Raw genomic sequence first — 24250 nt, forward strand, 5'->3', positions numbered from 1 at the left:
CTCCTGTGGGAGCGGCGATGCGGCGGCCCGACTTGCCTCGCGGTGGTGAACGCGGGGCAAGTCGGGCTCCTCAACGCCGCTCCCACAGTCATGTCCGATATCGAGTGGTCTGTGATGGAACAACCCACCCCCCAGCCGGCCTACGTGCTGCACAGCCGCGCCTACAAGGAAACCAGTGCGCTGGTGGACTTTCTTACCCCGCAAGGCAAGGTACGCGCCGTGCTGCGCCGGGCGCGGGGCAAGGGCGGTAGCCTGGTGCGGCCGTTCGTGCCGCTGGAGGTGGAGCTGCGCGGGCGCGGCGAGTTGAAGAACGTCGGCCGTCTGGATGCCGTCGGTATTTCAGCCTGGTTGCACGGTGACGCGCTGTTCAGCGGGTTGTACCTCAACGAACTGCTGATGCGCCTGCTGCCCGCCGAGGCGCCGCATCCGGCGCTGTTCGAGCACTACACCCTGACCTTGCAGGCCCTGGCCGCCGGGCGTGCGCTGGAGCCGCTGTTGCGCTCCTTCGAATGGCGCCTGCTGGATGAGCTGGGTTATGCCTTCACCCTGGACCATGACGTCAACGACAGCCCTGTGGTCGCCGAAGGCCTTTATCGCCTGCAGGTGGATGCGGGCCTTGAGCGGGTCGAACTGTTCCAGCCCGGTTTGTTCAAGGGCGGCGAACTGCTGGCCCTGGCCCAGGCCGACTGGGAGGCGCCTGGCGCCTTGCTTGCCGCCAAGCGCTTGATGCGCCAGGCACTGGCGGTCCACTTGGGGCCTAAGCCATTGGTCAGCCGGGAACTGTTTCGCAAGCGCTGAGCACGACGTATGCTGTGGCCCTCAACTTTCAGGAGTGCCCCTTCGTGACTCACAGCAACCGCATGCTTCTCGGCGTCAACATCGACCACGTGGCGACCCTGCGCCAGGCCCGGGGCACCCGCTATCCAGACCCGGTCAAGGCCGCCCTGGACGCCGAGGAAGCGGGTGCCGACGGCATCACCGTGCACCTGCGCGAAGACCGCCGGCACATTCAGGAGCGCGACGTGCTGCTGCTCAAGGACGTGCTGCAGACCCGCATGAACTTCGAGATGGGCGTCACCGAAGAGATGATGGCCTTCGCCGAGAAGATCCGCCCGGCGCATATCTGCCTGGTGCCGGAAACCCGCCAGGAACTGACCACCGAAGGCGGCCTCGATGTCGCCGGCCAAGAGGCGCGGATCAAGGCGGCTATCGAACGCCTGTCGCGCACCGGTGCCGAGGTGTCGCTGTTCATTGATGCCGACGAGCGGCAGATCCAGGCCTCGCGCCGTGTCGGCGCGCCGGCCATCGAGTTGCACACCGGCCGTTACGCTGATGCCGAGACACCGACCGAAGTGGCAGAGGAACTCAAGCGCATCGTCGATGGCGTGGCGTTTGGTGTTGGCCAGGGCCTGATCGTCAATGCCGGTCATGGCCTGCATTACCACAACGTTGAGGCGGTGGCCGCGATCAAGGGCATCAACGAGCTGAACATCGGCCATGCGCTGGTGGCCCATGCGCTGTTCGTCGGCTTCAAGGCCGCGGTGGCCGAGATGAAAGCGCTGATCGTCACCGCTTCGCGCTGAGTCAATCGCGAGGTAAGTCCCTCCCACAGGCTTGCTGGAGCTTCTGTGGGAGCGGGCTTGCCCCGCGTAGCTTTACTCGGCCTTGAATACCAAGGTGAACCGCGTCGGCCCTTCGACCCGGCTCCTCACCTCGACCCGCCCCCCATGCAATTGCATGATCGACTTGACGATCGCCAACCCCAGCCCGGTTCCGCCCTCCAGCCGTGAACGCCCGGCTCCTGCCCGGTAAAAGCGTTCGAACAGGTGCGGCAGGTGCGTCTCGTCTATCCCCGTGCCCTGGTTCTGCACCCACACGGCAATCTCGTTGCCCAGCCGCTCGATACCCACGGCGACCGGCTTGCCCTCTGGTGCATGGCGAATCGCATTGCTCAGCAGGTTCGACAGCGCCCGCTGGAACATCAACCGGTCCACCAAAGCCGTGCCCCAGCCTTGCAGGTGCAGGGAAATGCCCTTGAGCTCGGCACTGAAGGCGAACAGTTCACTCACCCGGGCCACTTCGTCCGCCAGCGTCAGTGGCGTCAGGGCAACCTGGGTCTGCGGCTGGCTGACCTGGGCGAGGAACAGCATGTCGTTGATGATGCGGTTGAGGCGGGTCAGTTCCTCGACGCTGTCTTCGAGCGCTTCGCGGTACTTGTCGCCGTCACGCTCGCGGGCCAGGGTCACCTGGGCCTTGCCCATCAGGTTGCCGATCGGTGTACGCAGCTCGTGGGCCAGGTCGTCGGAGAACTGCGACAGTTGGCGCACGCCCTGGTCGAGCCGGTCGAGCATGACGTTGATGGCGCGCGCCAGGTCGGCCAACTCACTGGGCAGACCTTGGTCGGGCAGGCGGTGTGCCAGGTCCTGGGCCGAAACCTGCCCGGCGATCCGGCGAAAGTGCCGCAACGGGCGCAGGCCGCGCTGCACCAGTTTCCAGGCGGCGATGCCGATCAGCACCAGCAGCAGCGGCAGGGCCAGCAGGGTCGAGTGCAGGTAGGCTTGCAGCAGGCTGTTGTCATCGCTGCGGTTGAGTGACATCAACACTTTTACCGGGGTGTCGTCGCGCAGGCGCATCAAGCGGCTGGCGGTGAGGATCTGATTGTCGCCGTCGTCGCGCCAGGCATGGAAGGTCAGCCGTTCGTCCGCTTCGAGGTTCAGCAAGTGCTGGGACTGCATGGCCGGGCCAAGGCTGAGCAGCGCTGGATGGCGGCCATTGACGGCCAGCACGCTGAGGCTGAGGTTGTCATGGCCCATGACCAGGTCGAGCAGGGGGTGGGCCCGGGCGCTGAGGTCGTCGCTGCGCAGGTCCACCCGCAGGTTGTGCTCGACCTGCTGCATCTTGCGCGTCAGGTCCTTGCGTGCCCGGCTATCCAGTTCATGGTCGAGGGCGAATACCGCCAGGCACGCCAGCAGCAGCACCAGCGCCGCGCCCAGCAGGGTGACGCCCAGGCCCAGGCGCAACGACAGGCTGGGGCGCTTCACGCCCGCGCCTCGAGCACGTAGCCGACGCCGCGCAGGGTATGGATCAGCTTGTCGTCGAAGGGGTCGTCGATCTTCGCCCGCAGGCGGCGAGATCGATACCTCCACCACGTTGGTGTCGCAGTCGAAGTTCATGTCCCACACCAGCGAGATGATCTGGGTACGTGACAGTACTTCGCCGCTCTGGCGCATCAACAGGTGCAGCAAGGCGAACTCCTTCGCCGTCAGATCGATGCGCTGGCCGTTACGCCAGGCGCGGTGTCGGCCGGGGTCGAGCTCAAGGTCGGAGACCTTCAATGTGCTCGGCTGCAGGCGCTGGTCGTTGCGCCGGAGCAGGCTGCGGATACGCGCCAGCAGTTCGGGGAATTCGAACGGCTTTAGCAGGTAGTCGTCCGCGCCCAGGTCCAGCCCCTTGACCCGATCGGCGAGCCGGCCGTGGGCGGTGAGCATCATGATCCGCGTGGACGACTCGGCGCGCAGGCGCTGTAGTACGCCCCAGCCATCGAGCCCGGGCAGGTTGACGTCGAGGATCACCAGGTCGTAGGGCTGCTGGCGGGCCAGGTGCAGGCCGTCGGTGCCGGTGTAGGCGCAGTCGACCACATAGCCGTTTTCGCGCAGGCCTTGCTGCAGGTAGTCAGCGGTACGGGGTTCGTCCTCGATGATCAGTAGGCGCATGGTCGGGCTCTGTGTGGAAAGGGGGCGATTCTCGACCCTGTAGTGACATCAGGGTCAAGCGGCGAGGATGTTACTGGATGCGAATGGCGATAAGAGGAGGATTGCTGATTTGTAATCTGCAGGTCATATGGGCGACAGGCTTGTCGTCATCGCGGGGCAAGCCCACTGCCACGAGTTTCTGTGGGGATTTCAGGACTGTAATGTCCGCCTCACCTTGCTGTTAGCTGCGCCTTGCCATGATGGCCCTGTCGATACGGTTATCACGAGGCAAGCACGATGAACCTGACCAAGTACTTGCTGCTGGCGATCCTCGCCCTGGGCAGCACCAACGTTTTCGCCGAGGGTGGCGCGGAGCGTTCCAAGCAATTCTGGCAAGCCTTCCGCGAGGACCAGGCGCGCCTGCATGGCGACAAGCAGCAGGCCGTGGCCGAGCGTGAGCGCAAGGCCGAAGAGAAGGCCCGCGAGCTGGCCAAGGATTGAGCACCACACGCCTGCGCCGCGACAGCTCCTCGGCGCAGGTGAGCCTGGGCGCCCGAATGGGCGCCTTTTTTTATTTGCGCGCCAGCAATGTGGCGCGGCGTGGCGCCGGCAGGCCTTCAATGGTCTTGCCGTGGTCATTGGGGGCGAGGAAATCGCCAAGCGACTGGTAGCGCATCCACTCGGTGCTGCGTTGTTCCTCGACGCTGGTGACGCTGACATCGACGCAGCGCACATCGCTGAAACCGGCGCGGCGCAGCCAGCGCTCCAGGGCCGGCACCGACGGCAGGAACCATACGTTGCGCATCTGCGCGTAGCGGTCCTCGGGCACCAGCACCTGGTTTTCGTCGCCCTCGATCACCAGGGTTTCCAGTACCAGCTCGCCACCCTTGACCAGGCAATCCTTGAGCGCCAGCAAATGCTCGATGGGCGAGCGGCGGTGGTAGAACACGCCCATGGAGAATACGGTGTCGAAACCTTCGAGGTTGGCCGGCAGCTCTTCGAGGGCGAACGGCAGGTGCCACGCCGGCAGGTCCGGCAGGTACTGCTGCACGGCCTGGAACTGGCAGAAGAACAACCAGTTGGGGTCGACGCCGATGACCATGTCGGCGCCGGCACCGAGCATGCGCCACTGGTAGTAGCCGTTACCGCAACCCACGTCGAGCACGCGTTTGCCCTTGAGATCCAGGTGCGGGCCGACCCGCGACCATTTCCAGTCCGAGCGCCATTCGGTATCGACATGCACGCCGAACAGGTCGAACGGGCCCTTGCGCCAGGGCGAAAGGCCCATCAGCGCCTGGCGCATCTGCGCCCGGGTGGCATCGTCGCAGGCGCAGTCCAGGCGCAGGCCGTCGACCAGGTCGATTTCGCTCGGGGTCAGCTGCGGCAGTGCGTCGAGGGCGCCGCGCCAGCGATCGAGGTCGCCGTGGCCCTTTTCCAGCTTGCTTTCGAGTTGTGCCTGCAGGCCTTGGGACCAGGTGGCAAGGGGCGTGCCGGCCAGGCGGCGGACGAGGGGGGACAGATCGATCATGGCAGGGCTATCAGCGAGGCGAAGTTGAGGCATTGGAACCAGGGCACGACCTTGGAGAAGCCGGCAGCGCGCAGGCGCTTTTCATGGGTTTCCAAGGTGTCGGGTTTCATCACGTTCTCGATGGCGCTGCGTTTCTGGGCGATTTCCAGTTCGCTGTAGCCATTGGCACGCTTGAAGTCCAGGTGCAGTTCGTTGAGCAGTTCCTGCTCCTGGGCGTCGGTGAAGCGCAGTTTCTCCGAGAGAATCAACGCGCCGCCCGGCAAAAGTGCCTGGCGGATGCGGCCAAGCAGGTCCAGGCGCTGTTCGGGGGCGACGAACTGCAGGGTGAAGTTCATTGCCACGACCGAGGCCGGCTCGAAGGGCAGGGCCAGAATATCGGCCTCCAGCACCTGCGCCGGCAGCAACTCCTGGAACATCGAGTCCTGGGCTGTGAGGTACTGTCGGCAGCGCTCGACCATGGCCGCCGAGTTGTCCACCGCGATCACCCGGCAGCCGTCCGCGCGCACATGGCGACGCAGCGCCTGGGTCACTGCGCCCAGCGAGGCGCCGAGGTCGTACAGCGCGGAGTTGGGTTGGGCGAAGCGCGCGGCAAGCACGCCGAGGTTCTCGACGATGGTCGGGTAACCGGGCACCGAGCGCTTGATCATGTCCGGGAACACCTGCACCACGTCTTCGTTGAAGACGAAGTCGGGCACCTGCTCCAGGGGTTGGGCGAATAGGCGGTCGGGTTGTTTGCTCACGGTGGGTCCAGGCGGCTGGCAATCTACAGGGGCGGCATTCTAGCCAAACCACGGCAAGCTTGCATGACTGGCTGACCGGCGCCGTGCGCTCAGTTGACCCGAATGGCGCAATCGAAGGTCTGTACGGGACGTACTTCCGGGGCCCAGGGCTGCTGGTAGACCAGGATCAGGTGGCCCTCACCAGCGGCCTTGGCCTGGAAGCGCCAGCTGGACAGGCCGCCGCTGCCGACGATGCCGGCTTGCTCCGGAGAGCTGTACACCTCAGGGCCGAGGCTGCGCAGGATCTCCGAAGCCGGGTTCTGCACCAGCCAGCGGTAGCCGGTGGTGGGGTTGCTTGGCAAGGTGAGGGTCAGGGTCTGGCCGACCTGCAGGCGCTTGGGGCATTCGCTTTCGCCGTCCAGTTCGACGGTGCGTTGCGGTTGCTGGGCGCAGGCGGTGAGCAGGGCCAGGGCGGCGGGGACGAGCAGGCGAGGGAGGGACATGTTGGCTCCTGAAGCTGGAATGGCCTGAGGATAACCGAAGCTGTCGGAAGTTTGTGTGGTCTGCGCGGGCTCTATCGCCGGCAAGCCGGCTCCCACAAGTAGGATACATGCCGCACTGTGTGGGAGCCGGCTTGCCGGCTATAAGGGCCGCAACGCGGCCCGGTCCTCTTTAGAACAATACTTTCGCCACGTCGGCGAAGCGCTTGGCGAAATGTACGCTCAGCCCGTCCTTCAGATACTCGGGCAATTCTTCGAAATCGCCACGGTTGGCCTCCGGCAGGATCAGTTCGAAGATCTTCTGTCGCCGCGCGGCGATCACTTTCTCGCGGACCCCGCCGATCGGCAGCACCTGGCCGGTCAGGGTCAGCTCGCCGGTCATGGCCACGCCTTTCTTCGGCGGCTGGTCGCGAGCCAGCGACAGCAAGGCACTGGCCATGGTCACGCCGGCGCTGGGGCCATCCTTGGGGGTTGCGCCCTCGGGCACGTGCAGGTGAATGAACGCCTCGTTGAAGTAGCCGGGCGTGCCACCGAACTGCTTGAGGTTCGAGCTGATGAAGCTGTATGCGATCTCCGCCGATTCCTTCATCACGTCACCCAACTGCCCGGTGAGCTTGAGACCGCGGTTGAGGCTGTGGATGTGGGTGGCCTCGATCGGCAGGGTGGCGCCGCCCATGCTGGTCCAGGCAAGGCCGGTGATAACGCCCTTGCCGGCCAGCACCTGCTCGCTGCGGAACACCGGCATGCCCAGTGCGGGCTCGAGGTCCTTGGCGGCAATCTTGAGCTTGGCGTCCGGGTCTTCCAGCAGTTTGACCACCGACTTGCGCACCAGCTTGCCCAGCTGTTTCTCCAGCTGGCGCACACCGGCTTCGCGGGCATAGCCCTCGATCACCGCGCGCAGCGCGGCGTCGTTGATGCTCAGGCTGGTCTTGGCCACGCCGGCCTTGTCCAGCTGCTTGGGCCATAGGTGGCGCTTGGCGATGGCCAGCTTCTCTTCGGTGATGTAGCCGGAAAGGCGGATCACTTCCATGCGGTCGAGCAAGGGGCCGGGGATCGAGTCCAGGGTGTTGGCGGTGCAGACGAACAGCACCTTGGACAGGTCCAGGCGCAGGTCCAGGTAGTGGTCGAGGAAGTCGACATTCTGTTCCGGGTCGAGGGTTTCCAGCAGCGCCGAGGCTGGGTCGCCCTGGTAGCTCTGGCCCATCTTGTCGATCTCGTCGAGCATGATCACCGGGTTCATCACCTCGACCTCCTTCAGCGCCTGCACCAGCTTGCCCGGCTGGGCGCCGATGTAGGTGCGGCGGTGGCCCTTGATCTCGGCCTCGTCACGCATGCCGCCGACGCTGAAACGGTAGAACGGCCGGCCCAGGGATTCGGCGATGGACTTGCCGATGCTGGTCTTGCCTACCCCGGGCGGACCCACCAGCAGGACGATGGAGCCGCTGATCTCACCCTTCCAGGCGCCGACGGCAAGGAATTCGAGAATGCGTTCCTTGATGTCGTCGAGCCCGGCGTGGTGGCGGTCGAGTACCTTGCGCGCGTGCTTGAGGTCGAGCTTGTCCTTGCCGTACACACCCCAGGGCAGCGCGGTGGCCCACTCCAGGTAGTTGCGGGTGACGGCATACTCCGGCGAGCCGGTCTCGAGGATCGCCAGCTTGCCCATCTCCTCGTCGATGCGTTTTTTCGCTTGCTCGGGCAGGGTCTTGCCCACCAGGCGCTGCTGGAACTGCTCCACATCGGCGCTGCGGTCGTCCTTGGTCAGGCCCAGCTCCTGCTGGATGACCTTGAGCTGTTCCTTGAGGAAGAATTCGCGTTGGTGCTCGCCGATCTGGCGGTTCACCTCGGCTGAGATCTCGTTCTGCAGGCGGGCGACCTCGACCTCCTTGCGCAGCATCGGCAGGACCTTTTCCATGCGCTTGAGCATGGGCACGCAGTCGAGCACTTCCTGCAGCTGGTTGCCGGTGGCCGAGGTGAGGGCGGCGGCGAAGTCGGTCAGTGGCGACGGATCGTTGGGGCTGAAGCGGTTGAGATAGTTCTTCAGTTCTTCGCTGTACAGCGGGTTGAGCGGCAACAATTCCTTGATCGCGTTGATCAGGGCCATGCCGTAGGCCTTCACTTCGTCGGTGGGCTCCGCCGGCTGGCGTGGGTAGTCGACCTCCACCAGGTAGGGCGGGCGGTGGTGCTTGAGCCAGGTGCGGATGCGCACGCGGGTCAGGCCCTGGGCGACGAACTGCAGCTTGCCGCCTTCGCGGCTGGCGTGGTGGACCTTCACCAGGGTGCCGTATTCGGGCAGGGCCTTGGTGTCGAAGTGGCGGTGGTCCTCCGGTGGGGTGTCCATGAAGAACAGCGCCAGGGAGTGGTGCGGGGTCTTGGCGACCAGATCGAGGGTTTCGGCCCAGGGTTCTTCATTGACGATCACCGGCAGCACTTGCGCGGGGAAGAACGGGCGGTTGTGGATCGGGATCACGTAGACCTTGTCCGGCAGTTGCTGGCCGGGCAGGGCGAGATGGTGACCGGGGGCGGTCGCGGGATCGAGATGTTCGACTTCGCTGTGTTCGTCGGGGTGTTCCGGGAAATCCTGCTGGTCGCTCATGGGGCACCTGCGTGAATGGCTATGGTGCTTAGATGGGGCGGTGGTTGGCAGGTTTCAATGGTAGACGAAGGGGGGAGAACTGCGGAGGGAAACAATAGCGGGGCAAGCCCGCTCCCTCGATGGGAGTGGGCTTGCCCCGCGACAGGCGTGATGCTTACTCAGCCAATTTGTAAGCGATGATGTAGTCGCCCATTTTCGTGCCGAGCGAGCCATGGCCGCCTGCAGTCACCAGCACGTACTGCTTGCCATCCTTGCCGGTGTAGCTCATCGGCGTGGCCTGGCCGCCTGCCGGCAGGCGAGCCTTCCACAGCTCCTGGCCGTTCTTCACGTCGTAGGCGCGCAGGTACTGGTCGAGGGTGCCGCTGAGGAAGCCGACACCGCCGGCAGTGACGATCGAGCCCCCCATGCTTGGCACGCCCACCGGCATGCCGATCGGTACCGGGGTGCTGTCACGGGTGGTGCCGTTCTTGTGCTTCCACACCACTTTGTTGGTGAACAGGTCGATGGCTGCCACGTAGCCCCAGGCCGGCGCCTGGCATGGAATGCCCAGCGGCGACATGAACGGATGCATGGTCACGGCGTACGGCGCACCGGTGTTCGGCTGCACGCCGCTGGTTTCGCTCTCGCGCTTGCTGCCTTCGGCGACCTGCTCGCGTGGGACCATCTTCGACACGAAAGCCATGTAGTTCGGCGAGGTGAAGAGGATCTGGCGCACCGGGTCGACCGAGACGCTGCCCCAGTTGAACACGCCGACGTTGCCCGGGTAGACCAGGCTGCCCTGCTCGGAGGGCGGGGTGTACTGGCCTTCGTAGCGCAGGCTGCGGAACTGGATGCGGCAGAGCATCTGGTCGAACGGCGTGGCGCCCCACATGGCCTGTTCGGTCAGGTCAGGGCCGAGCAGGTTGAGGTCGGAACGGGCCTGGGTCGGTGCGGTGTGGTCGCCCTTGACCGCGCCTTGGGGGACCGGGATCTCGCGGATCGGCACGATCGGCGTGCCGTCGCGGCGGTCGAGTACGTACAGGCTGCCTTGCTTGGTCGGCACGATGACCGCCGGCTTGACGCCGTCGTCGGTCTTCAGGTGCACCAGGGTGGGCTGGCTGCCGACGTCCATGTCCCACAGGTCATGGTGGGTGAACTGGTAGTTCCAGCGCGCCTTGCCGGTGGCCAGGTCCAGGGCGACGATGCCGGCGCTGTACTTCTCGGCGCCAGGGGTGCGGTCGGCACCCCACTGGTCGGGCGTCTGGTTGCCCAGCGGCAGGTAGATCATGCCGAGGTCTTCGTCGACGCTGGCGATCGACCACATGTTGGCCGAGTTGCGGCTGTAGAACTTGCCGTCGGCCAGGGGCTTGGTGTCTTCGGGGTTGTTGCTGTCCCAGTTCCACACCAGATGGCCGTCGTGCACGTCGTAGGCGCGGATCACGCCGGACGGTTCGTTGGTCGATTCGTTGTCGGTCACATGGCCGCCAATGATCACCAGGCTGCGGGTGATCGCGGCCGGCGAGGTGGAGTAGTAACCACCGGCGGTGAACGGGCCGATGCCACGGGTCAGATCGATCACGCCCTGGTTGGCGAAGCCTTCGCAGACCTTGCCGGTGTCGGCGTTGATGGCGATCAGGCGGGCGTCGGCGGTGGGTAGGTAGAGGCGGCGCGGGCAGGCCTGGGCCACGGCCTGGCCTGCGTCAGTGATCTTCGGCGCGGGGCTGCCATCGCGGCTGACGTAGCTGTTCTCGTCATAGTACGAGACGCCGCGGCAGGTCATGTGGGCGAAGCCCTTGAACGTGCCGGTGGGGCTCTTGACCTGCGGGTCGTAGCGCCAGATCTCGGCGCCGGTGTCCGGGTCCAGCGCCAGCAGGCGGCTGTGGGCGGTGCAGGCGTAGAGCATGCCGTTGACCTTCAACGGCGTGTTCTGGTTGGTCAGCTCCACCGGGTCGTTCTCGGTCGGCAGGTCGCCGGTGCGAATGCGCCAGGCTTCTTCCAGGCGGTAGGCGTTCTGCGGGGTGATCTGGCGCAGCGGCGAGTAGCGGTCGCCATGCTCGGTGCGGCCGTAAGCCTGCCATTCACCGTCGGGCATGGCCGGGGCGGCGCTGCCCATTTCGCTGTTGTCGCGGGTGAACTCGCCACGGATCTCGCCCGGGTGGGTGAACTGGCTGGCCAGGGCGGTGGCGCCGGAGGCGACCACGGCGACGCTGAGCAGGGCAGTGTTGACCTTCGATGCAGGGCCCACCAGTGGGCGGCGCGCCCACGGCAGCAGCAGGACCACGCCGATGGCGAACCAGATGGCCAGGCGAGGCACCAACTGCCACCAGTCAAGGCCCACTTCCAGCAGCGCCCAGGCGGTGCTGCCCAGCAGTACCAGGCCATACAGGCCCAGGGCAATGCGACGCTTGGCCAGCAGCAGGATGCCGGACAGGGCGAAGCCGATACCGGCAATCAGGTAGTAAAGCGAGCCGCCCAGCTGGCTCAGCTTGATGCCGCCGGCCAGCAGGGCCAGGCCCATCAGCAGCAGCAGCACGCCCATCAGGCGCGGTAGCCAGCGGGTTCCATTCTTGGCACCGTCAGTGCTCATCGTCTGTTCTCCGTAGTGTGAAAGGGTCGGGTTAGAAAGTGCTCTGGATCTTCAGGCCGCCGATCAACGCGTCGTCGACCCGCGACACCCCGCCCGGATGGCGGATGTACTGCAGGTTCGGGCGTACGGTGAGCCAGTCGGCCAGGTGGATGCCGTAATAGAGTTCGGCGCTGTACTCGGTGTCCTGCACGGGCAGGAAGCCGGGGTTGTCGTAGTTGTCCAGACTGTTTGCCTGGTTGATGAGGCGGGCGTTCTTGCGGTAGCCGGGGTTGACGTGCACGCGGGCCAGGGCGAAACCGATGTCGTCCTTGGCGCGGGCATCGAACGGCCCTTTGTAAACCACACCTGCCTGCACATAGTTGTCGATGGCATTGGTCTTCTTGTCGTGCATCGTGGCGTTGGCGAACAGGCTAAGGCCGCGCGACTGGTCGGAGGCCAGCGCGGTCACCTGCTGCTGGGCACCGAGCCACAGGCCGTGCTTGCTCGAGCTGCTGCGATAGGCGGCGCCGCTGATGGCGGCCGGCGTACCGTTGCTGTCCTTGAGTACATCCTGTGCCTTGGCATTACTGTAGTAGTAGCCGGCGCGATATTCCCCTTTCAGGCCATTGACCCGTGGGCTCCAGACCAGTTCGATCGGCATCACCGCGCCCTGGGTGCCGCTGCCGCTGAGCTTGAAGCCGTTGCCGCTCTCCAGGTTCGAAGGGTTCTGCTCGAACACGCCGACCTGGGCGTAGAGCGCCTCGTTCAGGTTGTAACGCACGCGCAGTGCCCACTGGCTGACCGGCCAGTTGTACCAGATGCCGCCGACCCAGTTGCCCACCTGCGAGCCGCAGAACGCCAGGTTCTGGAAATCGCAGGGGAAGCTGTTGAAGTCCTCGCCTTCGCCGAAGCGGCCGAATTTCACGTCCAGCGCGCCATCGAAGTATTTCTGCTTGATCCACATCTGCGTCAGTCGCCAGGTCTGGCCACGGCCCCAGACTTCCTGGGCCGAGGTGAAGCCGCCGACGCGCGGGTCATTGATCCGGTCGTTGCTGATGTTGTTGCCGTGGCGTTCGGTGACGGTCAGCTGCACCTCGGTGTCGTGCCAGCCGAGGATCTTCTGCAGGTCCATGTTCACGCCGAAGGTGAACTGGTCGCTGTAGCGTACGGCGCGGTCGTGGCTGTAGCCACCGTGCAGGTTGCTGCCCATCTCGCCGGTGTAGCCAAGGGTGAAGTCGTAGCCCCTCTCCAGCAGTTCGCTGCGGGTACCGCCCCAGTCGCCGAGCATCCACTTCGAGTCCTTGGCGAACATTTCGCTGGCACTGGTGGTAGGGGACAGGGCACCGAGCAGGGTGGCGAGGGCGAGGCCGGAGTAACGGGTATTGGGCAGCTGGAGCATGAGATAGCGCTATCTTTTGATTGTTGAGGAAACGGCAAGCGCAACGAAGTACGAGGTCTTCGAAGGAAATGGCTGCGATGGGTATCGAGTGAAGCGATTCAGCTTGCGGCGGGGAGGATATAGGGGAAGTTGTAAGAAAAAAAGACAAAATGTCGCAGGGGATTGTTGCTGATGGGGTAACAGTTCATCGGCCCATCGCGGGGCTAGCCCGCCCCACGGTGGGCTGCGATGCCGTCAGAACGAGGTGCGCAATCCAACCTGCACACTACGCCCCGGCGCCGGCGCGATATCGCGCAGGATCGAGCTGGCATAGCGCACGGTCTGGTCGGTGAGGTTCTCGCCGCGCACGAACGCCAGCCATTCACTCTGGCCGATGTCGAAGCGATACCCCAGGCTTGCGCCAAGGGTGGTGTAGCCGTCGGTGCCGGTTTCGTTGGCCGGTTTGCGCCGTTGCGACGCGGCATGCTGCACATCGACCCGCGCTTGCCAGCGATCCAGTTCCCAGACCAGGCCGCTGTTCAGGCGCAGCGGTGCGATACGCGGCAGCGGCTCGCCGCTGTCGAGGTTCTTGGCCCGGGTGTAGTCGCCGGACAGTTCCAGGGCGAAGCTGCCGTAGCGATTCTCCAGCAATTTCCAGCGGTCCTGGGCCTCGATACCGTAGAAGCGTGCGCGCACACCCTGGTAGGCATACTCGGGGATATCACCGTGATCGTGATCATGGTCGTGGTCGTGGTCATGATCGTCGCCATGGTCGTGATCATGGCCTTCACGCAGGTTGCCGGTGCCGATCAGGCCGATGTAGTTGCGAAAATGGCTGTAGAACACACCGACGCTGCCCTTGTGGGTGCCGTTGTCGAAGCGCAGAGCCAGGTCGCCGGAGATGGCCTTTTCCTTGTTCAGGTTCGGGTCACCGATCTCGTAGGCGCCGGTCGCCACGTGGGCGCCGTTGGCATACAGCTCGTAGAAAGTTGGCGCGCGCTCGGTGTAGCCGAGGTTGGCGGCCAGCGACCAGATCGGGTCGAGCTGGTACACCGCGCCCGATGATAGGCTGAAGGCGTTGAAGCTGCTGGCGCTGTCGGCTCCGGCAAAGGTTTCGTTGCCCTTGGCATCCGGATCGACCCGGGTGTGTTCCATCCGCGCGCCCAGGCTCAGGTTCAGGCGCTCACTGGCCTGCCATTGTTCGAGCAGGAACAGCGCCAGGCTGTCGGTGTCGGTGTGCGGGACAAAGGCTTCCTCGCCCAGTGCGGAGAACTCGTTGCGGCTGACCTGAGCACCGATCACGCCCTCGACCGGCCCCAGCGGCTGGTGGCGTGCCTCTATGCGTGCCTCGTAGCCCTTGTTCTTGAAGGTGGTGTGCACTTCACCGCTTTCGATCTCACGGTGCTGGTAGTCGGTGTAGCCGGCATCGACCTTCACCGAGCTGAATGGTCCGTCGAGATCGCGCAGTTCCGAGGCGAAGCCGTAGTGGTCCTGCTGCATGTCCAGGCGTACGCCGGGCTCGGCTACCGAGCCGTAGTTGCTGTCATAGCGGCTGTAGGACAGACCGGTATAGCCGTGATCCCAATGATAGGAGCCACCGATCGCGCCGCCGTCCTGGCGTCCGTCGCTGTTCTTCAGGCGGTGCTTGCTGCCGGGCTCGTCGGCGTCGCGCACCTTCGAGCTGCGGGCATAGCCGGGGATGCGCAGGTCGTTGAACTGGCGGCTGTTGGCATCCAGGTGCAGGGCGAAGACGCCGTTGCCGGCCTCCAGTTTGCCGGCACTGCTGCGCGTGGTGTCGGCGCCGCCGTAGCGCAGTTCGCCCGCGCCATGGATGCCTTCAATGGGCGAGTCGGGGATGCGGTTGTCGAAGGTGTTGACCACGCCACCGATGGCGTTGCCGCCGTAGAGCAGGGCGGCCGGGCCGCGGACGATCTCGACCCGCTCGACGGTCACCGGGTCCAGCGGCACGGCGTGGTCGTAGGACAGCGACGAGGCGTCCAGGGCACCGACGCCGTTGCGCAGGATACGAATGCGGTCACCGTCCAGGCCGCGGATTACCGGGCGGCTGGCGCCAGGGCCGAACCAGGTGGAGGCGACACCAGGCTGTTTGTTGAGGGTCTCGCCGAGGCTGCCCTGTTGCTGCTGCAGCAGGTTGTCGCCTTCAAGGACGGTGCTCGGGGCAGCCAGTTGGGCGTTGCCCAATGGGTTGGCGGTAATCACCTGGGGTTGCAGTTCCACGGCCTGGCTGGAAGTCGAGGCCAGCCAGAGCGCGACGGCAAGGGGGGAGAGGTGCAGCGGCATGTGACGCATGGGGATGTGGCGTTCCTTGGCAGATTCTTTGTGTTGTTACAATATAACATCACTATTTCAGCACAAGGCTTCCCGTGCTTGCCAGTGGTTTTTGTCCAGTGCTCCGGTCGTGCCGCTTGGGAGCCTCTGAATCGCGGCGGGCAACCATGGCCCATCAGGTTCGGCACGTTGCAACGAATGTAGGAGCGGATTCATCCGCGATGCGCCGCGTGGGCGGCGCTCGATTGTCCGGACGCCGCAGTTTTGTCGACGAACGCATCGCGGATGAATCCGCTCCTACACTCATGTAAGGTGCGCACCTTCCCGAACCTGGAGCACTGCATGAGCACGGCCAACCATAACGCGCTGCACGGCAAGACCCTCGAACAGATCCTCACCGAGCTGGTGGCGCACTATCAGTGGCAGGGTCTGGCCGAACGCGTCGACATCCGCTGCTTCAAGAGCGATCCGACGATCAAGTCGAGCCTGACCTTCCTGCGCAAGACCCCATGGGCACGGGAGAAGGTCGAGCAGCTGTACGTGAAGCTGCAGCGCAAAGGCTGATGCCGCGCCGGCCTTGGCTTGCCCTGGCGGCTGTGCTCGGCTGGGCGGGGCTGGCGATCCAGCTGTACCTGGTACTGCTGGCACGTTGGCAGGAGCAGGCCAGCCTGGTCGGCGGGATGGTCAACCTGTTCTGCTATTTCACCGTGCTGAGCAACACGCTGGTGGCCACGGTGCTCAGCCATGCCGCATTCGGCCGCGACTCGCCGGCCAGGCGCTGCTTCCTTTCACCTGTGGTCAGCTCGTGCGTTGCAGCCAGTATCGTGCTGGTGGCGCTGGCCTACAGCCTGCTACTGCGCCACTTGTGGCAACCCCAGGGCTGGCAATGGCTGGCGGACGAACTGCTGCACGACGTGATGCCGCTGCTGTTCACCCTGTACTGGTGGTTCGAGGTGCCCAAGGGGCGGCTGCGGCTCTGGCATCTGGCAGCCTGGGCACTGTACCCGATGCTGTATTTTGCCTTCGTGCTGCTGCGCGGGCATGAGATCGGGGTGTATCCCTACCCGTTCGTCGACGTTGCGCGGCTGGGCTATGGGCAGGTACTGATGAATGCAACAGGGGTGCTGGCTGGGTTCTGGGCGATCGGGCTGGTGCTGCTGGGGCTGGACCATTGGCGAGGACGGCATTGAGGCAGCAGCACCCTCGGCAAAACTGTTTATTTCGCCACCCTCGTAGTATCGCGTGTAAGCATTCGCTTACTCGTTATGTAAGTGATTGCTGTAGGGATCAGTAAATCAATGTCGTTTCCAGTGGCGTAATTTTTCCAAGTAATTGAAATATATATTTTTTATAAATATCAGAAGATGTTACGCCTGAATCATCCTGAGATATTCGTTGCTTGTCCCAAGGCGGGGAATCGCTAGTATTCGAACTGTGTCTACGGACTGACACAGGCTCTCACGGATGATGGCCAAGGACATCGCGGGATGCGATTCATCAGGACGATGATTGGGACATACAGGGACTACGGAAAAAATGTGGGCGGGTCAAACCGCCCCTTTTTTTGTCTGCTGAAAATGAAAAAAGGCCCTCGCGGGCCTTTTTCGTACCTGGGCGCTGTCAGCGCTCCAGATCGGCAATCTTGCCAGGCTTGCCATCCCACTCTTCGGCGTCCGCCAGGGCGTCTTTCTTCTCGGTGATGTTCGGCCAGATTTCGGCCAGCTCGGCGTTCAGCTCGATGAAGTTCTCCATGCCGGACGGCACTTCGTCTTCCGAGAAAATCGCCTGGGCCGGGCACTCAGGCTCGCACAGCGCACAGTCGATACATTCGTCCGGGTGAATCACCAGGAAGTTCGGGCCTTCGTAGAAGCAGTCCACCGGACAGACTTCCACGCAGTCGGTGTACTTGCATTTGATGCAGTTGTCGGTGACGACGAAGGTCATTTCTAATTCTCTCCTCAGGCGACGGCAGCTTGCCCTTCCTTCCAGGGCAGCGCGGTTCACGGTGCTGGCTGCAGACCAGGCTAATAACCTGCAGCCTTCGCAAACCGCGCCGGATTCTACCAGCTTGCGCGGTGGGCCGTTATAACAGGTTTTTCAGTTGATATAGCATTTCGATAGCTTGGCGCGGCGTCATGTCGTCCAGCTCCAGCTTGCCCAGCTTCTCGATGGCCGGGTGTGGCAGGCTGGCGAACAGGTCGCTCTGGTGCGGCACGTGAGGCGTATTGTCGCGCGGCGTTGCAACCGGCGCTTCATGGGGCAGGCTGGTGGTCTCCAACCGGCCCAGGTGCTCGCGGGCACGCTGGATCACCGCCGCCGGCACGCCCGCCAGTTGCGCCACGGCCAGGCCGTAGCTTTGGCTTGCGGGGCCCGGCAGCACATGGTGCAGGAACACGATGCGTTCATTGTGTTCGGTGGCATTCAGGTGCACGTTGGCCACCAGCGGCTCGCTGTCCGGCAGCACGGTCAGTTCGAAGTAGTGGGTGGCGAACAATGTGTAGGCGCGCAGCTGGGCCAGGCGCTCGGCGGCGGCCCAGGCCAGCGACAGGCCATCGAAGGTGCTGGTGCCGCGGCCGACTTCGTCCATCAGCACCAGGCTGCGGTCGGTGGCGTTGTGCAGGATGTTGGCGGTTTCGCTCATCTCGACCATGAAGGTCGAGCGCCCGCCGGCCAGGTCGTCGCTGGAGCCGATACGGGTAAAGATACGGTCCACCGGCGACAGCTCGCAGGCGGCTGCCGGGACGAAGCTGCCGATGTGCGCCAGCAGCACGATCAGCGCGGTCTGGCGCATGTAGGTGGACTTACCGCCCATGTTCGGGCCGGTGATGATCAGCATGCGCGTGCTGTCGTCCAGGCCCAGGTCGTTGGCCACGAATGGCGTGGTCAGCACCTGCTCGACGACCGGGTGGCGGCCCTGCTCGATGCGCAGGCACGGCTCATCGACGAAGCTTGGGCAGTTCAGGTCCAGGTTCAGGGCGCGTTCGCCCAGGTTGCTCAGCACATCCAGCTCGGCCAGCGCCGCGGCGCTGTCCTGCAGTGGCGCCAGGTGCCCGATCAGGGTTTCGAGCAAGGCATCGTAGAGCATCTTCTCGCGCGCCAGGGCACGGCTCTTGGCCGACAGCGCCTTGTCCTCGAACGTTTTCAGCTCGGGGGTGATGAAACGTTCGGCGCCCTTGAGCGTCTGCCGGCGGATATAGTCGGCGGGTGCCTGTTCGGCCTGCTTGGTCGGCAGCTCGATGAAATAGCCATGCACGCGGTTGTAGCCGACCTTGAGGTTGGCCAGGCCCGTGCGGGCCTTCTCGCGGGCTTCCAGGTCGATGAGGAACTGGCCGGCGTTCTCGCTGATCGACAGCAATTCGTCCAGTTCGCTGTCGTAGCCGGTCTTGAGCACGCCACCGTCGCGGATCACCGCCGGCGGGTTATCGATGATCGCCCGCTCCAGCAGGCCGGCCAGCTCCGGGTAGGTGCCGGTGATCGCGGCCAGGCGCGCCAGGTGCGGTGCCTCCAGTTCGGCCATGGCGTTCTGCAGCTCGGGCAGGGCGCCGAGGGCGTCGCGCAGGCGCGCCAGGTCACGCGGGCGGGCGTTGCGCAGGCCGATACGCGCGAGGATCCGCTCGATGTCGCCGATTTCCTTGAGCTGCGGCTGCAGCTTTTCGAAGCGGTAGCCGTCGAGCAGGCAGCGGATCGAGTCCTGGCGTGCCTTGAGCACCTTCAGGTCGCGCAGCGGACGGTTCAGCCAGCGGGTCAGCAGGCGGCTGGCCATGGCGGTCTGGCAGCGGTCGATCACCGATTGCAGGGTGTTGTCGCGGCCACCGGCCAGGTTGATGTCCAGCTCCAGGTTGCGGCGGCTGGCGGCATCGAGGATGACGGTGTCGTCAAGGCGCTCATGGCGCAGGCTGCGCAGGTGGGGCAGGGCGGTGCGCTGGGTTTCCTTGGCATAGCTCAGCAGGCAGCCGGCGGCGCCGATGGCCAGGGTCAGCTTGTCGCAGCCAAAGCCCTTGAGGTCCTGGGTGGCGAACTGCTGGCAAAGGCTCTTGCGTGCCGAATCACGGTCGAAGTCCCACGGGGCGCGGCGCCGTGCGCCACGGCGCTTCTCCGCTGGCAGGCCCTGCGGCCAATCATCCGGGATCAGCAGCTCCACCGGGTTGATGCGCTCGAGCTCGGCCAGCAGGTTCTCCCAGCCCTTGATCTCCTGCACGGTGAAATTGCCGCTGGTGATGTCCAGCACCGCCAGGCCGAACAGCCGCTCGTCGCCGAGCAAGGCGGCAATCAGGTTGTCGCGACGCTCGTCGAGCAACGCCTCGTCGCTGATCGTGCCCGGGGTGATGATGCGCACCACCTGGCGCTCCACCGGGCCCTTGCTGGTAGCCGGGTCGCCGATCTGCTCGCAGATCACCACCGACTCGCCGAGCTTGACCAGCTTGGCCAGGTAGCCTTCGAGCGAGTGGAACGGAATCCCGCACATGGGAATCGACTGGCCCGCCGACTGCCCGCGGGCGGTCAGGGTGATATCCAGCAGTTTCGCGGCTTTCTTCGCATCTTCGTAGAAGATCTCGTAGAAGTCGCCCATGCGGTAGAACATCAGCTGGTCCGGGTGCTGGTTTTTCAGCTTCCAGTACTGCTGCATCATCGGGGTGTGTGCGGAGAGGTCTGAAATTGCTTTATTCATCAATGACTTGAGAGCGTTCTGGTCTTGTGCTGGGGCAATTATGGGGCATTTTGGTGTAGATCAGATAGACGCCACCGCCTGAGCCCCTGCGGAGAATGCGCTAAGGGTATCACGGTGACCGGGGAAGGGACTGGCGATATTTGTAAGTCTTTTGCATACACGGTATAGACAAAAGCTACACACTCCTGTAGCATTAGAAATGTGGAGAAGGCCTCCACGACTAAGCCCCCTGTTTGATAGGGGCATAACCTAAGAGCTAATAGACCCATTCTACTGGGCAAAAGTCCCCGCTACTTCTGGGGCAAACGTGAGGTAAGGCAAATGTGTGATCGCAAGCAAGCAGCTCGAGGCTTTCTAAGCCGATGTGGCCGATAAGGAGGTGGTGAAGAATCAGTAAATCAAATTTTGAAGAGGTTTTGAAAATGTCTGCGCAATTAATAGAAAGAGGTAAGCCCGTCCCTATCAACATGCGGGTTGATACCAAAAAACGAAGTCTGATCGATGCGGCTGTGGAGTTGCTGGGGACAGATAGGACGAGCTTCATTTTGGATGCTGCCTGTAAGCGAGCTGAAGAGGTGATTCTCGACCGTCAGTTGTTCATCCTCAGCGATGAAGCTTTTGACCGTTTCGAACAGGCGCTTGAAAATAATCCAATGAGGAGTAACAAGTGCTTACAACAACTAATGTCCACACCCGACCCCTGGAGCTGAGCAAGCCTGAGAAGCTCAATGATGCACACGATTTCACCGATTTTGACTGTGGAGAGGAGTCGATCAACGACTTTCTGCACAAGAAAGCTCGGAAGTATCAGGAAGCGAAGCATTCGGTCGTTTACGTAGTCTGCTTCAAGGGAAGTTTGCGGGTGGCCGCGTATTACACGCTGTCGAGCGGCTCTGTGTCACGGGCACAGGTTTCGCCAAAAGCCCTGCAACGTAATTCACCACCTCATCACCCCGTCACGGTTCTCGGGCGTATGGGGGTGACAATGTCAGTTCAGGGGCGTGGTCTTTCGAAGTCGCTGATTAAGGATGCAATCACCAAGGTGGTAGCTTCCTCGGAGGTCGTGGCTACCTCCGCGATCTTGGTTCACCCGCTGAATGAGCGGCTGGCTGAGATGTATGAGAAAGCGGGTTTCGTACCTTGTACCGACATCTCCCAACTTACCATGATGCTGTCCTTGCGATAGCGCCCCCAACCCGCCGGCTTGCCGGCGGGGGCTTCCCCTCAGCGTACCTTTCTCATTTGGCTAATGCCTGTCCATATCCGCTCCAGCTCTTGGGGTGACTCGTCGTCCATCCATTTTGCATAGACCTCAACCAGCATGGTGAAGTCCTTGTGCCCCATCTGCTTGGCAATAAATGCTAGATTGCCGCAGGCTGTTAGGCACCAGCAAGCGTAGGTGTGTCGTGTCTGGTAGGGGCGTCTCGGGCGAATGCCCGCACGCCGCAGTATGCCGGCCCATTTGGTGTTCCAAGCAGTTGATACGAACCACGCATTGATAATCTTCTTACGAGCTTGAGTGCTTGGTGAAAGGAGGGGAGTGACCGACTCGTCCCGCCATTCATGACGATTGTGGTGCACGCGTATGCCCCGCTTGGGGTGCCCTGCCACGATCGCTATCAGCGTCCTGCAGGCCTCGATCGCCGGTTCCATTAAGAGCACTGTGCGGGGCTTCCCTGTCTTGGGGAGCTTGAATGTGCCGTCGGCGGTGATCGCCCTGGTTACTTCGATCTTCCCAGCCTGCAGGTCGATGTCTTCCACGGCCAGCGCGCAGAGTTCGCCAGGCCGCAGGCCGGTGTAGACGGCCAGCGTGGTTGCCGCGACATCTTGAGGATGCAGGCAGCCTTTCGTGACGATCAGCTCGAACTCTTCGTGCGTCAGTGGATCCGGCTCTTTCTCGCTCATGGCAAAGCGTGTGCACGCAGCGGCGAGCCCGGCCACACAGTACTTGTTGCTTTCGCACCAGGTGAGGAAGCCGGCGAAGGTGGCCAAGTAATGGTTGGCGGTCGATGGTGCGCGGTTTTCGATCAGTCGCGCCCGGAGTAGGTGAATATCCTCGGGCAGCAGGATGCCTGCCAGTCGATCCTTGCCCACCAGCTCGACGCATATGTCGATGGCGTAGGCGTATTTCTCCTCGGTCATGGGGGTGATGTCGATGGCCTTCAGCGGTTTGTAGCGTTCTGCCAGTGCCTTCAGACGCTCGTCCTTTGCACTGCTGTAGTTCCCGGCATGCTTCGAGTTCGGGAAGTGCCGCCCGTATTCGAAGGCGCCGATACTGATTTCGTGAAGAATCGCCGCCCTGAGTTGGGCGGCGTGTTTGATGTTGGTCTTGGTCACCGGCAGGCCGAGGGATTACCGGGTGGTGCAGAACCACCTCGAGGAGTTCGTCCGCCAGTTCAAGTGGGCGCTCAGTTCGCGCCAGATCTTCGAGTGGCAGAAGATGACCCGCCCCGAGACGCTGACCGATATCCAGCGCGCCGCCCGGTTCTTCTATCTGCAGCAGCACGCCTTCGGCGGCAAAGTCACCGGACAGACGTTCGGAACCGCCACCACTGGGCCGGCCATTAACCTGCTTCGCATCGAGGAGAGCCTCTCTGCAGCCTGGCAGCGTCTCGCCGGCACTTACGTTGAAAACCTGCCCTGGCTCGACTGTGTCGAGCGCTATGATCGAGCACACACCTTCTTCTATATGGACCCGCCGTATTGGCAGACCGCGCGGTTACGGCGTGGACTTCCCGTTCGAGGAGTACGAGCGGATGGCCGACTTTATGCGACGCTGTAAGGGGAGGGTGATGGTCAGCATCAACGACCACCCGGACATCCGGCGCGCCTTCGAAGGCTTCCACTTCGAGTGCCTGGATATCCGCTACAGCAATACCAACCAGCGGCAGGGCAAGGCCGATGTCACGGGAGAGCTGGTGATCCTGAACTGGATGCCCTCAGGGCTAGGGCAGTTGTTCTAGCCGGCTCGGGCCCCAGGAATAGGCGGGTGAGCTTGGCGGTTCGCTCGCGCTCCTGGTTGTCCTTCATGAGCTCAATCCCCTGACGGCAGCGCGCCCAGTCCGCCAGGTTCACGTAGTCGACGTAGGCGCAGTTTGCGCGGCGTTGCTCCGTTGTGATCTGCGCCGATTGGTCCAGTCCCGATGAGGTGTAACGTGAGAAAATGGGCTAGGTTTGTAGCATTTCAAAAGCTAAAAATTGCTAGGCTTAATAAGCGTAAATTCATAATGGTAGGGGGTTGTCATGGAAAGATTTACCGGTTCAATTGTTGAGTCGCTGGACTCTAAGAATTGGTACTCTGCATTATTTTTATCTTTAACTTTGCCTGACTTGTGCGTTCGCCTTGAAAATGGTGGCAAGGTGAATAAGCATACCTATGCAGCATGGTTTGAGAAGCATCTGGGGGAGATTTATACGCCTCAGTTTTTTGGTGAGAGGAAGGTGTTTTTAGGCGGATATGACTGCTATGCATTAAGGTGTGCAATGCTTCATGAGGGGCAGTCTGCAATTTTGGATCAGAGTGCGAGTTCAAAAACTATTTCAAGAATACATTTCACGATTGCCAGTTGTCATTTAGGGCGGATAAATGATGTGTTGCAACTGGATGTAAGGGTTTTTTGTAAGGATATGGTTAAGGCCGCGAGTGATTGGTTTGAGTCATTCAGGGTAAATGATTTGGCTGCGCAAGAGAAAATTGAAAGTTTGCTCGTGATTCATGTTGGTGGTAATTATTGCGAGGGTGTTTATATTGGAGGAGAGGATCCGCTTCCTCAATTAGATGTGGATACACATGGTGAGTTGAATCTCTTGTATGAAAGTGGGGAGAGTGAGGCTGGTATGGTGGATTATCTTATTTCGAAAAACTACCCAATTGATCTAGCAGGCGCAATGCTGCAGGAGCATATTGAACGGTTAAATCGTTCTTTGTGGACGCGGTCTTTGGGGATCAAACGCGCTGAAGCGCTTGCTAGGAAAGTATGAGTTTTCTGCATGGTGGGGCGGAGGCAGTTATTCGCTCAGCCGAACGGATTGGGCGGTCCATCAGCGACGCGCCACTAGCCCTGAGCGTGGGGCAAAATTGGGGCAAACCATAGGCCTATCTATGCCAATCCACGCCAATTTATGCACGCTTGCGCATATGCAAAAAGGCATTCAAGCCCTTATGTGTTGGGGCTTGGGCGCTTTTTCTCGTCAATACTCCAGCACAATTGGGGTGTGTGCGGAGAGGTCTGAAATTGCTTTATTCATCAGTGAGTTGCAGGCAATTCTTTGGAGGACTGGGGCAGGATTGGGTGACGTCCACGGTTGATAATCCGTGATACGCCCGCTGTGCCACC

At 62.7% G+C, this 24250-nt stretch carries 19 protein-coding genes and 2 pseudogenes; 9 read left to right on the top strand and 12 right to left on the bottom strand.

The features are described from left to right. The first annotated feature begins 114 nt into the window (after nucleotides 1-114). Both recO and pdxJ read left to right on the top strand, forming a co-directional pair. Nucleotides 115-798 carry a DNA repair protein RecO gene (gene recO / locus ACZ9C1_RS24560; protein ID WP_102681613.1) on the top strand — a complete coding sequence of 228 codons (684 nt, stop codon included), beginning with the start codon at nucleotides 115-117 and terminating at the stop codon, nucleotides 796-798. 62 nt (nucleotides 799-860) lie between these two features. Further along, nucleotides 861-1583, top strand: a complete 723-nt coding sequence (pdxJ, locus tag ACZ9C1_RS24565) for a pyridoxine 5'-phosphate synthase (RefSeq protein ID WP_457378041.1) — start codon at nucleotides 861-863, stop codon at nucleotides 1581-1583. 72 nt (nucleotides 1584-1655) lie between these two features. On the opposite strand, the gene ACZ9C1_RS24570 is transcribed toward pdxJ, so the two are convergent. After that, nucleotides 1656-3041: a heavy metal sensor histidine kinase gene (locus ACZ9C1_RS24570; protein ID WP_457378021.1), complete on the bottom strand. Its 1386-nt coding sequence runs from the start codon at nucleotides 3039-3041 to the stop codon at nucleotides 1656-1658. Then, nucleotides 3038-3713 (bottom strand): annotated as a pseudogene (locus ACZ9C1_RS24575) (heavy metal response regulator transcription factor). Before ACZ9C1_RS24575 ends, ACZ9C1_RS24570 begins: the two are co-directional and overlap by 4 nt. Nucleotides 3714-3989: 276 nt before the next feature. On the opposite strand from ACZ9C1_RS24575, the gene ACZ9C1_RS24580 reads away from it, so the two are divergent. Next, on the top strand, nucleotides 3990-4193 hold the full coding sequence (locus ACZ9C1_RS24580; protein WP_102681617.1) for a hypothetical protein: 204 nt from the start codon (nucleotides 3990-3992) through the stop codon (nucleotides 4191-4193). A 70-nt stretch (nucleotides 4194-4263) separates the two neighbouring features. Here ACZ9C1_RS24580 and cmoB read toward each other — a convergent pair whose 3' ends face one another. The 7 genes from cmoB to ACZ9C1_RS24615 form a co-directional block, all read right to left on the bottom strand. After that, on the bottom strand, nucleotides 4264-5220 hold the full coding sequence (gene cmoB, locus ACZ9C1_RS24585; protein WP_102681618.1) for a tRNA 5-methoxyuridine(34)/uridine 5-oxyacetic acid(34) synthase CmoB: 957 nt from the start codon (nucleotides 5218-5220) through the stop codon (nucleotides 4264-4266). Continuing rightward, nucleotides 5217-5960 carry a carboxy-S-adenosyl-L-methionine synthase CmoA gene (cmoA, locus tag ACZ9C1_RS24590; protein WP_277503072.1) on the bottom strand — a complete coding sequence of 248 codons (744 nt, stop codon included), beginning with the start codon at nucleotides 5958-5960 and terminating at the stop codon, nucleotides 5217-5219. Before cmoA ends, cmoB begins: the two co-directional genes overlap by 4 nt. 89 nt (nucleotides 5961-6049) lie before the next feature. Next, nucleotides 6050-6442: a protease inhibitor I42 family protein gene (locus tag ACZ9C1_RS24595; protein ID WP_046856831.1), complete on the bottom strand. Its 393-nt coding sequence runs from the start codon at nucleotides 6440-6442 to the stop codon at nucleotides 6050-6052. 169 nt (nucleotides 6443-6611) lie between these two features. Continuing rightward, the gene (lon, locus tag ACZ9C1_RS24600) at nucleotides 6612-9032 is read right to left on the bottom strand and encodes an endopeptidase La (protein WP_277503073.1); all 2421 of its coding nucleotides are present in this window, start codon (nucleotides 9030-9032) and stop codon (nucleotides 6612-6614) included. Between the two features lie 154 nt (nucleotides 9033-9186). Beyond that, complete coding sequence (locus ACZ9C1_RS24605) at nucleotides 9187-11598, bottom strand: glucose/quinate/shikimate family membrane-bound PQQ-dependent dehydrogenase (protein WP_277503074.1); 2412 nt, start codon at nucleotides 11596-11598, stop codon at nucleotides 9187-9189. Nucleotides 11599-11629: 31 nt separating this feature from the next. After that, complete coding sequence (locus ACZ9C1_RS24610) at nucleotides 11630-12976, bottom strand: carbohydrate porin (protein ID WP_457378025.1); 1347 nt, start codon at nucleotides 12974-12976, stop codon at nucleotides 11630-11632. A gap of 234 nt (nucleotides 12977-13210) precedes the next feature. Further along, complete coding sequence (locus tag ACZ9C1_RS24615) at nucleotides 13211-15265, bottom strand: TonB-dependent receptor (RefSeq protein ID WP_476254464.1); 2055 nt, start codon at nucleotides 15263-15265, stop codon at nucleotides 13211-13213. 321 nt (nucleotides 15266-15586) lie between these two features. Between ACZ9C1_RS24615 and ACZ9C1_RS24620 the strand changes: the two genes are divergently transcribed. Both ACZ9C1_RS24620 and ACZ9C1_RS24625 read left to right on the top strand, forming a co-directional pair. Further along, nucleotides 15587-15808 (top strand): VF530 family protein, encoded by a 222-nt coding sequence (locus ACZ9C1_RS24620; protein WP_102681624.1) that lies wholly within the window; start codon nucleotides 15587-15589, stop codon nucleotides 15806-15808. Next, nucleotides 15808-16434: a Pr6Pr family membrane protein gene (locus ACZ9C1_RS24625; RefSeq protein WP_102681625.1), complete on the top strand. Its 627-nt coding sequence runs from the start codon at nucleotides 15808-15810 to the stop codon at nucleotides 16432-16434. The genes ACZ9C1_RS24620 and ACZ9C1_RS24625 overlap by 1 nt, the downstream gene beginning before the upstream one ends. Nucleotides 16435-16864: 430 nt before the next feature. Here ACZ9C1_RS24625 and fdxA read toward each other — a convergent pair whose 3' ends face one another. After that, nucleotides 16865-17188 carry a ferredoxin FdxA gene (gene fdxA, locus ACZ9C1_RS24630; RefSeq protein WP_023629582.1) on the bottom strand — a complete coding sequence of 108 codons (324 nt, stop codon included), beginning with the start codon at nucleotides 17186-17188 and terminating at the stop codon, nucleotides 16865-16867. Nucleotides 17189-17327: 139 nt separating this feature from the next. Then, nucleotides 17328-19901 carry a DNA mismatch repair protein MutS gene (gene mutS, locus ACZ9C1_RS24635; RefSeq protein ID WP_111531755.1) on the bottom strand — a complete coding sequence of 858 codons (2574 nt, stop codon included), beginning with the start codon at nucleotides 19899-19901 and terminating at the stop codon, nucleotides 17328-17330. Nucleotides 19902-20335: 434 nt separating this feature from the next. On the opposite strand from mutS, the gene ACZ9C1_RS24640 reads away from it, so the two are divergent. Together ACZ9C1_RS24640 and ACZ9C1_RS24645 are read left to right on the top strand one after the other, a co-directional pair. Further along, the gene (locus ACZ9C1_RS24640) at nucleotides 20336-20623 is read left to right on the top strand and encodes a type II toxin-antitoxin system TacA family antitoxin (RefSeq protein WP_476254465.1); all 288 of its coding nucleotides are present in this window, start codon (nucleotides 20336-20338) and stop codon (nucleotides 20621-20623) included. Beyond that, nucleotides 20581-21099, top strand: coding sequence for a GNAT family N-acetyltransferase (locus ACZ9C1_RS24645; RefSeq protein ID WP_476254466.1), 519 nt, complete (start codon nucleotides 20581-20583; stop codon nucleotides 21097-21099). Before ACZ9C1_RS24640 ends, ACZ9C1_RS24645 begins: the two co-directional genes overlap by 43 nt. Before the next feature lie 38 nt (nucleotides 21100-21137). On the opposite strand, the gene ACZ9C1_RS24650 is transcribed toward ACZ9C1_RS24645, so the two are convergent. After that, on the bottom strand, nucleotides 21138-22256 hold the full coding sequence (locus ACZ9C1_RS24650) for a tyrosine-type recombinase/integrase (protein ID WP_476254594.1): 1119 nt from the start codon (nucleotides 22254-22256) through the stop codon (nucleotides 21138-21140). Between the two features lie 10 nt (nucleotides 22257-22266). Here ACZ9C1_RS24650 and ACZ9C1_RS24655 point away from each other — a divergent pair. Both ACZ9C1_RS24655 and ACZ9C1_RS24660 read left to right on the top strand, forming a co-directional pair. Beyond that, a pseudogene (locus tag ACZ9C1_RS24655) lies at nucleotides 22267-22876 on the top strand (DNA adenine methylase); the annotation flags it as partial. Nucleotides 22877-23156: 280 nt separating this feature from the next. Beyond that, a complete protein-coding gene (locus tag ACZ9C1_RS24660; RefSeq protein WP_476254467.1) occupies nucleotides 23157-23894 on the top strand; it encodes a hypothetical protein in 738 nt (245 codons plus the stop codon). Nucleotides 23895-24250: the final 356 nt, after the last annotated feature.

It is taken from the genome of Pseudomonas sp. TE21435, assembly GCF_056279265.1.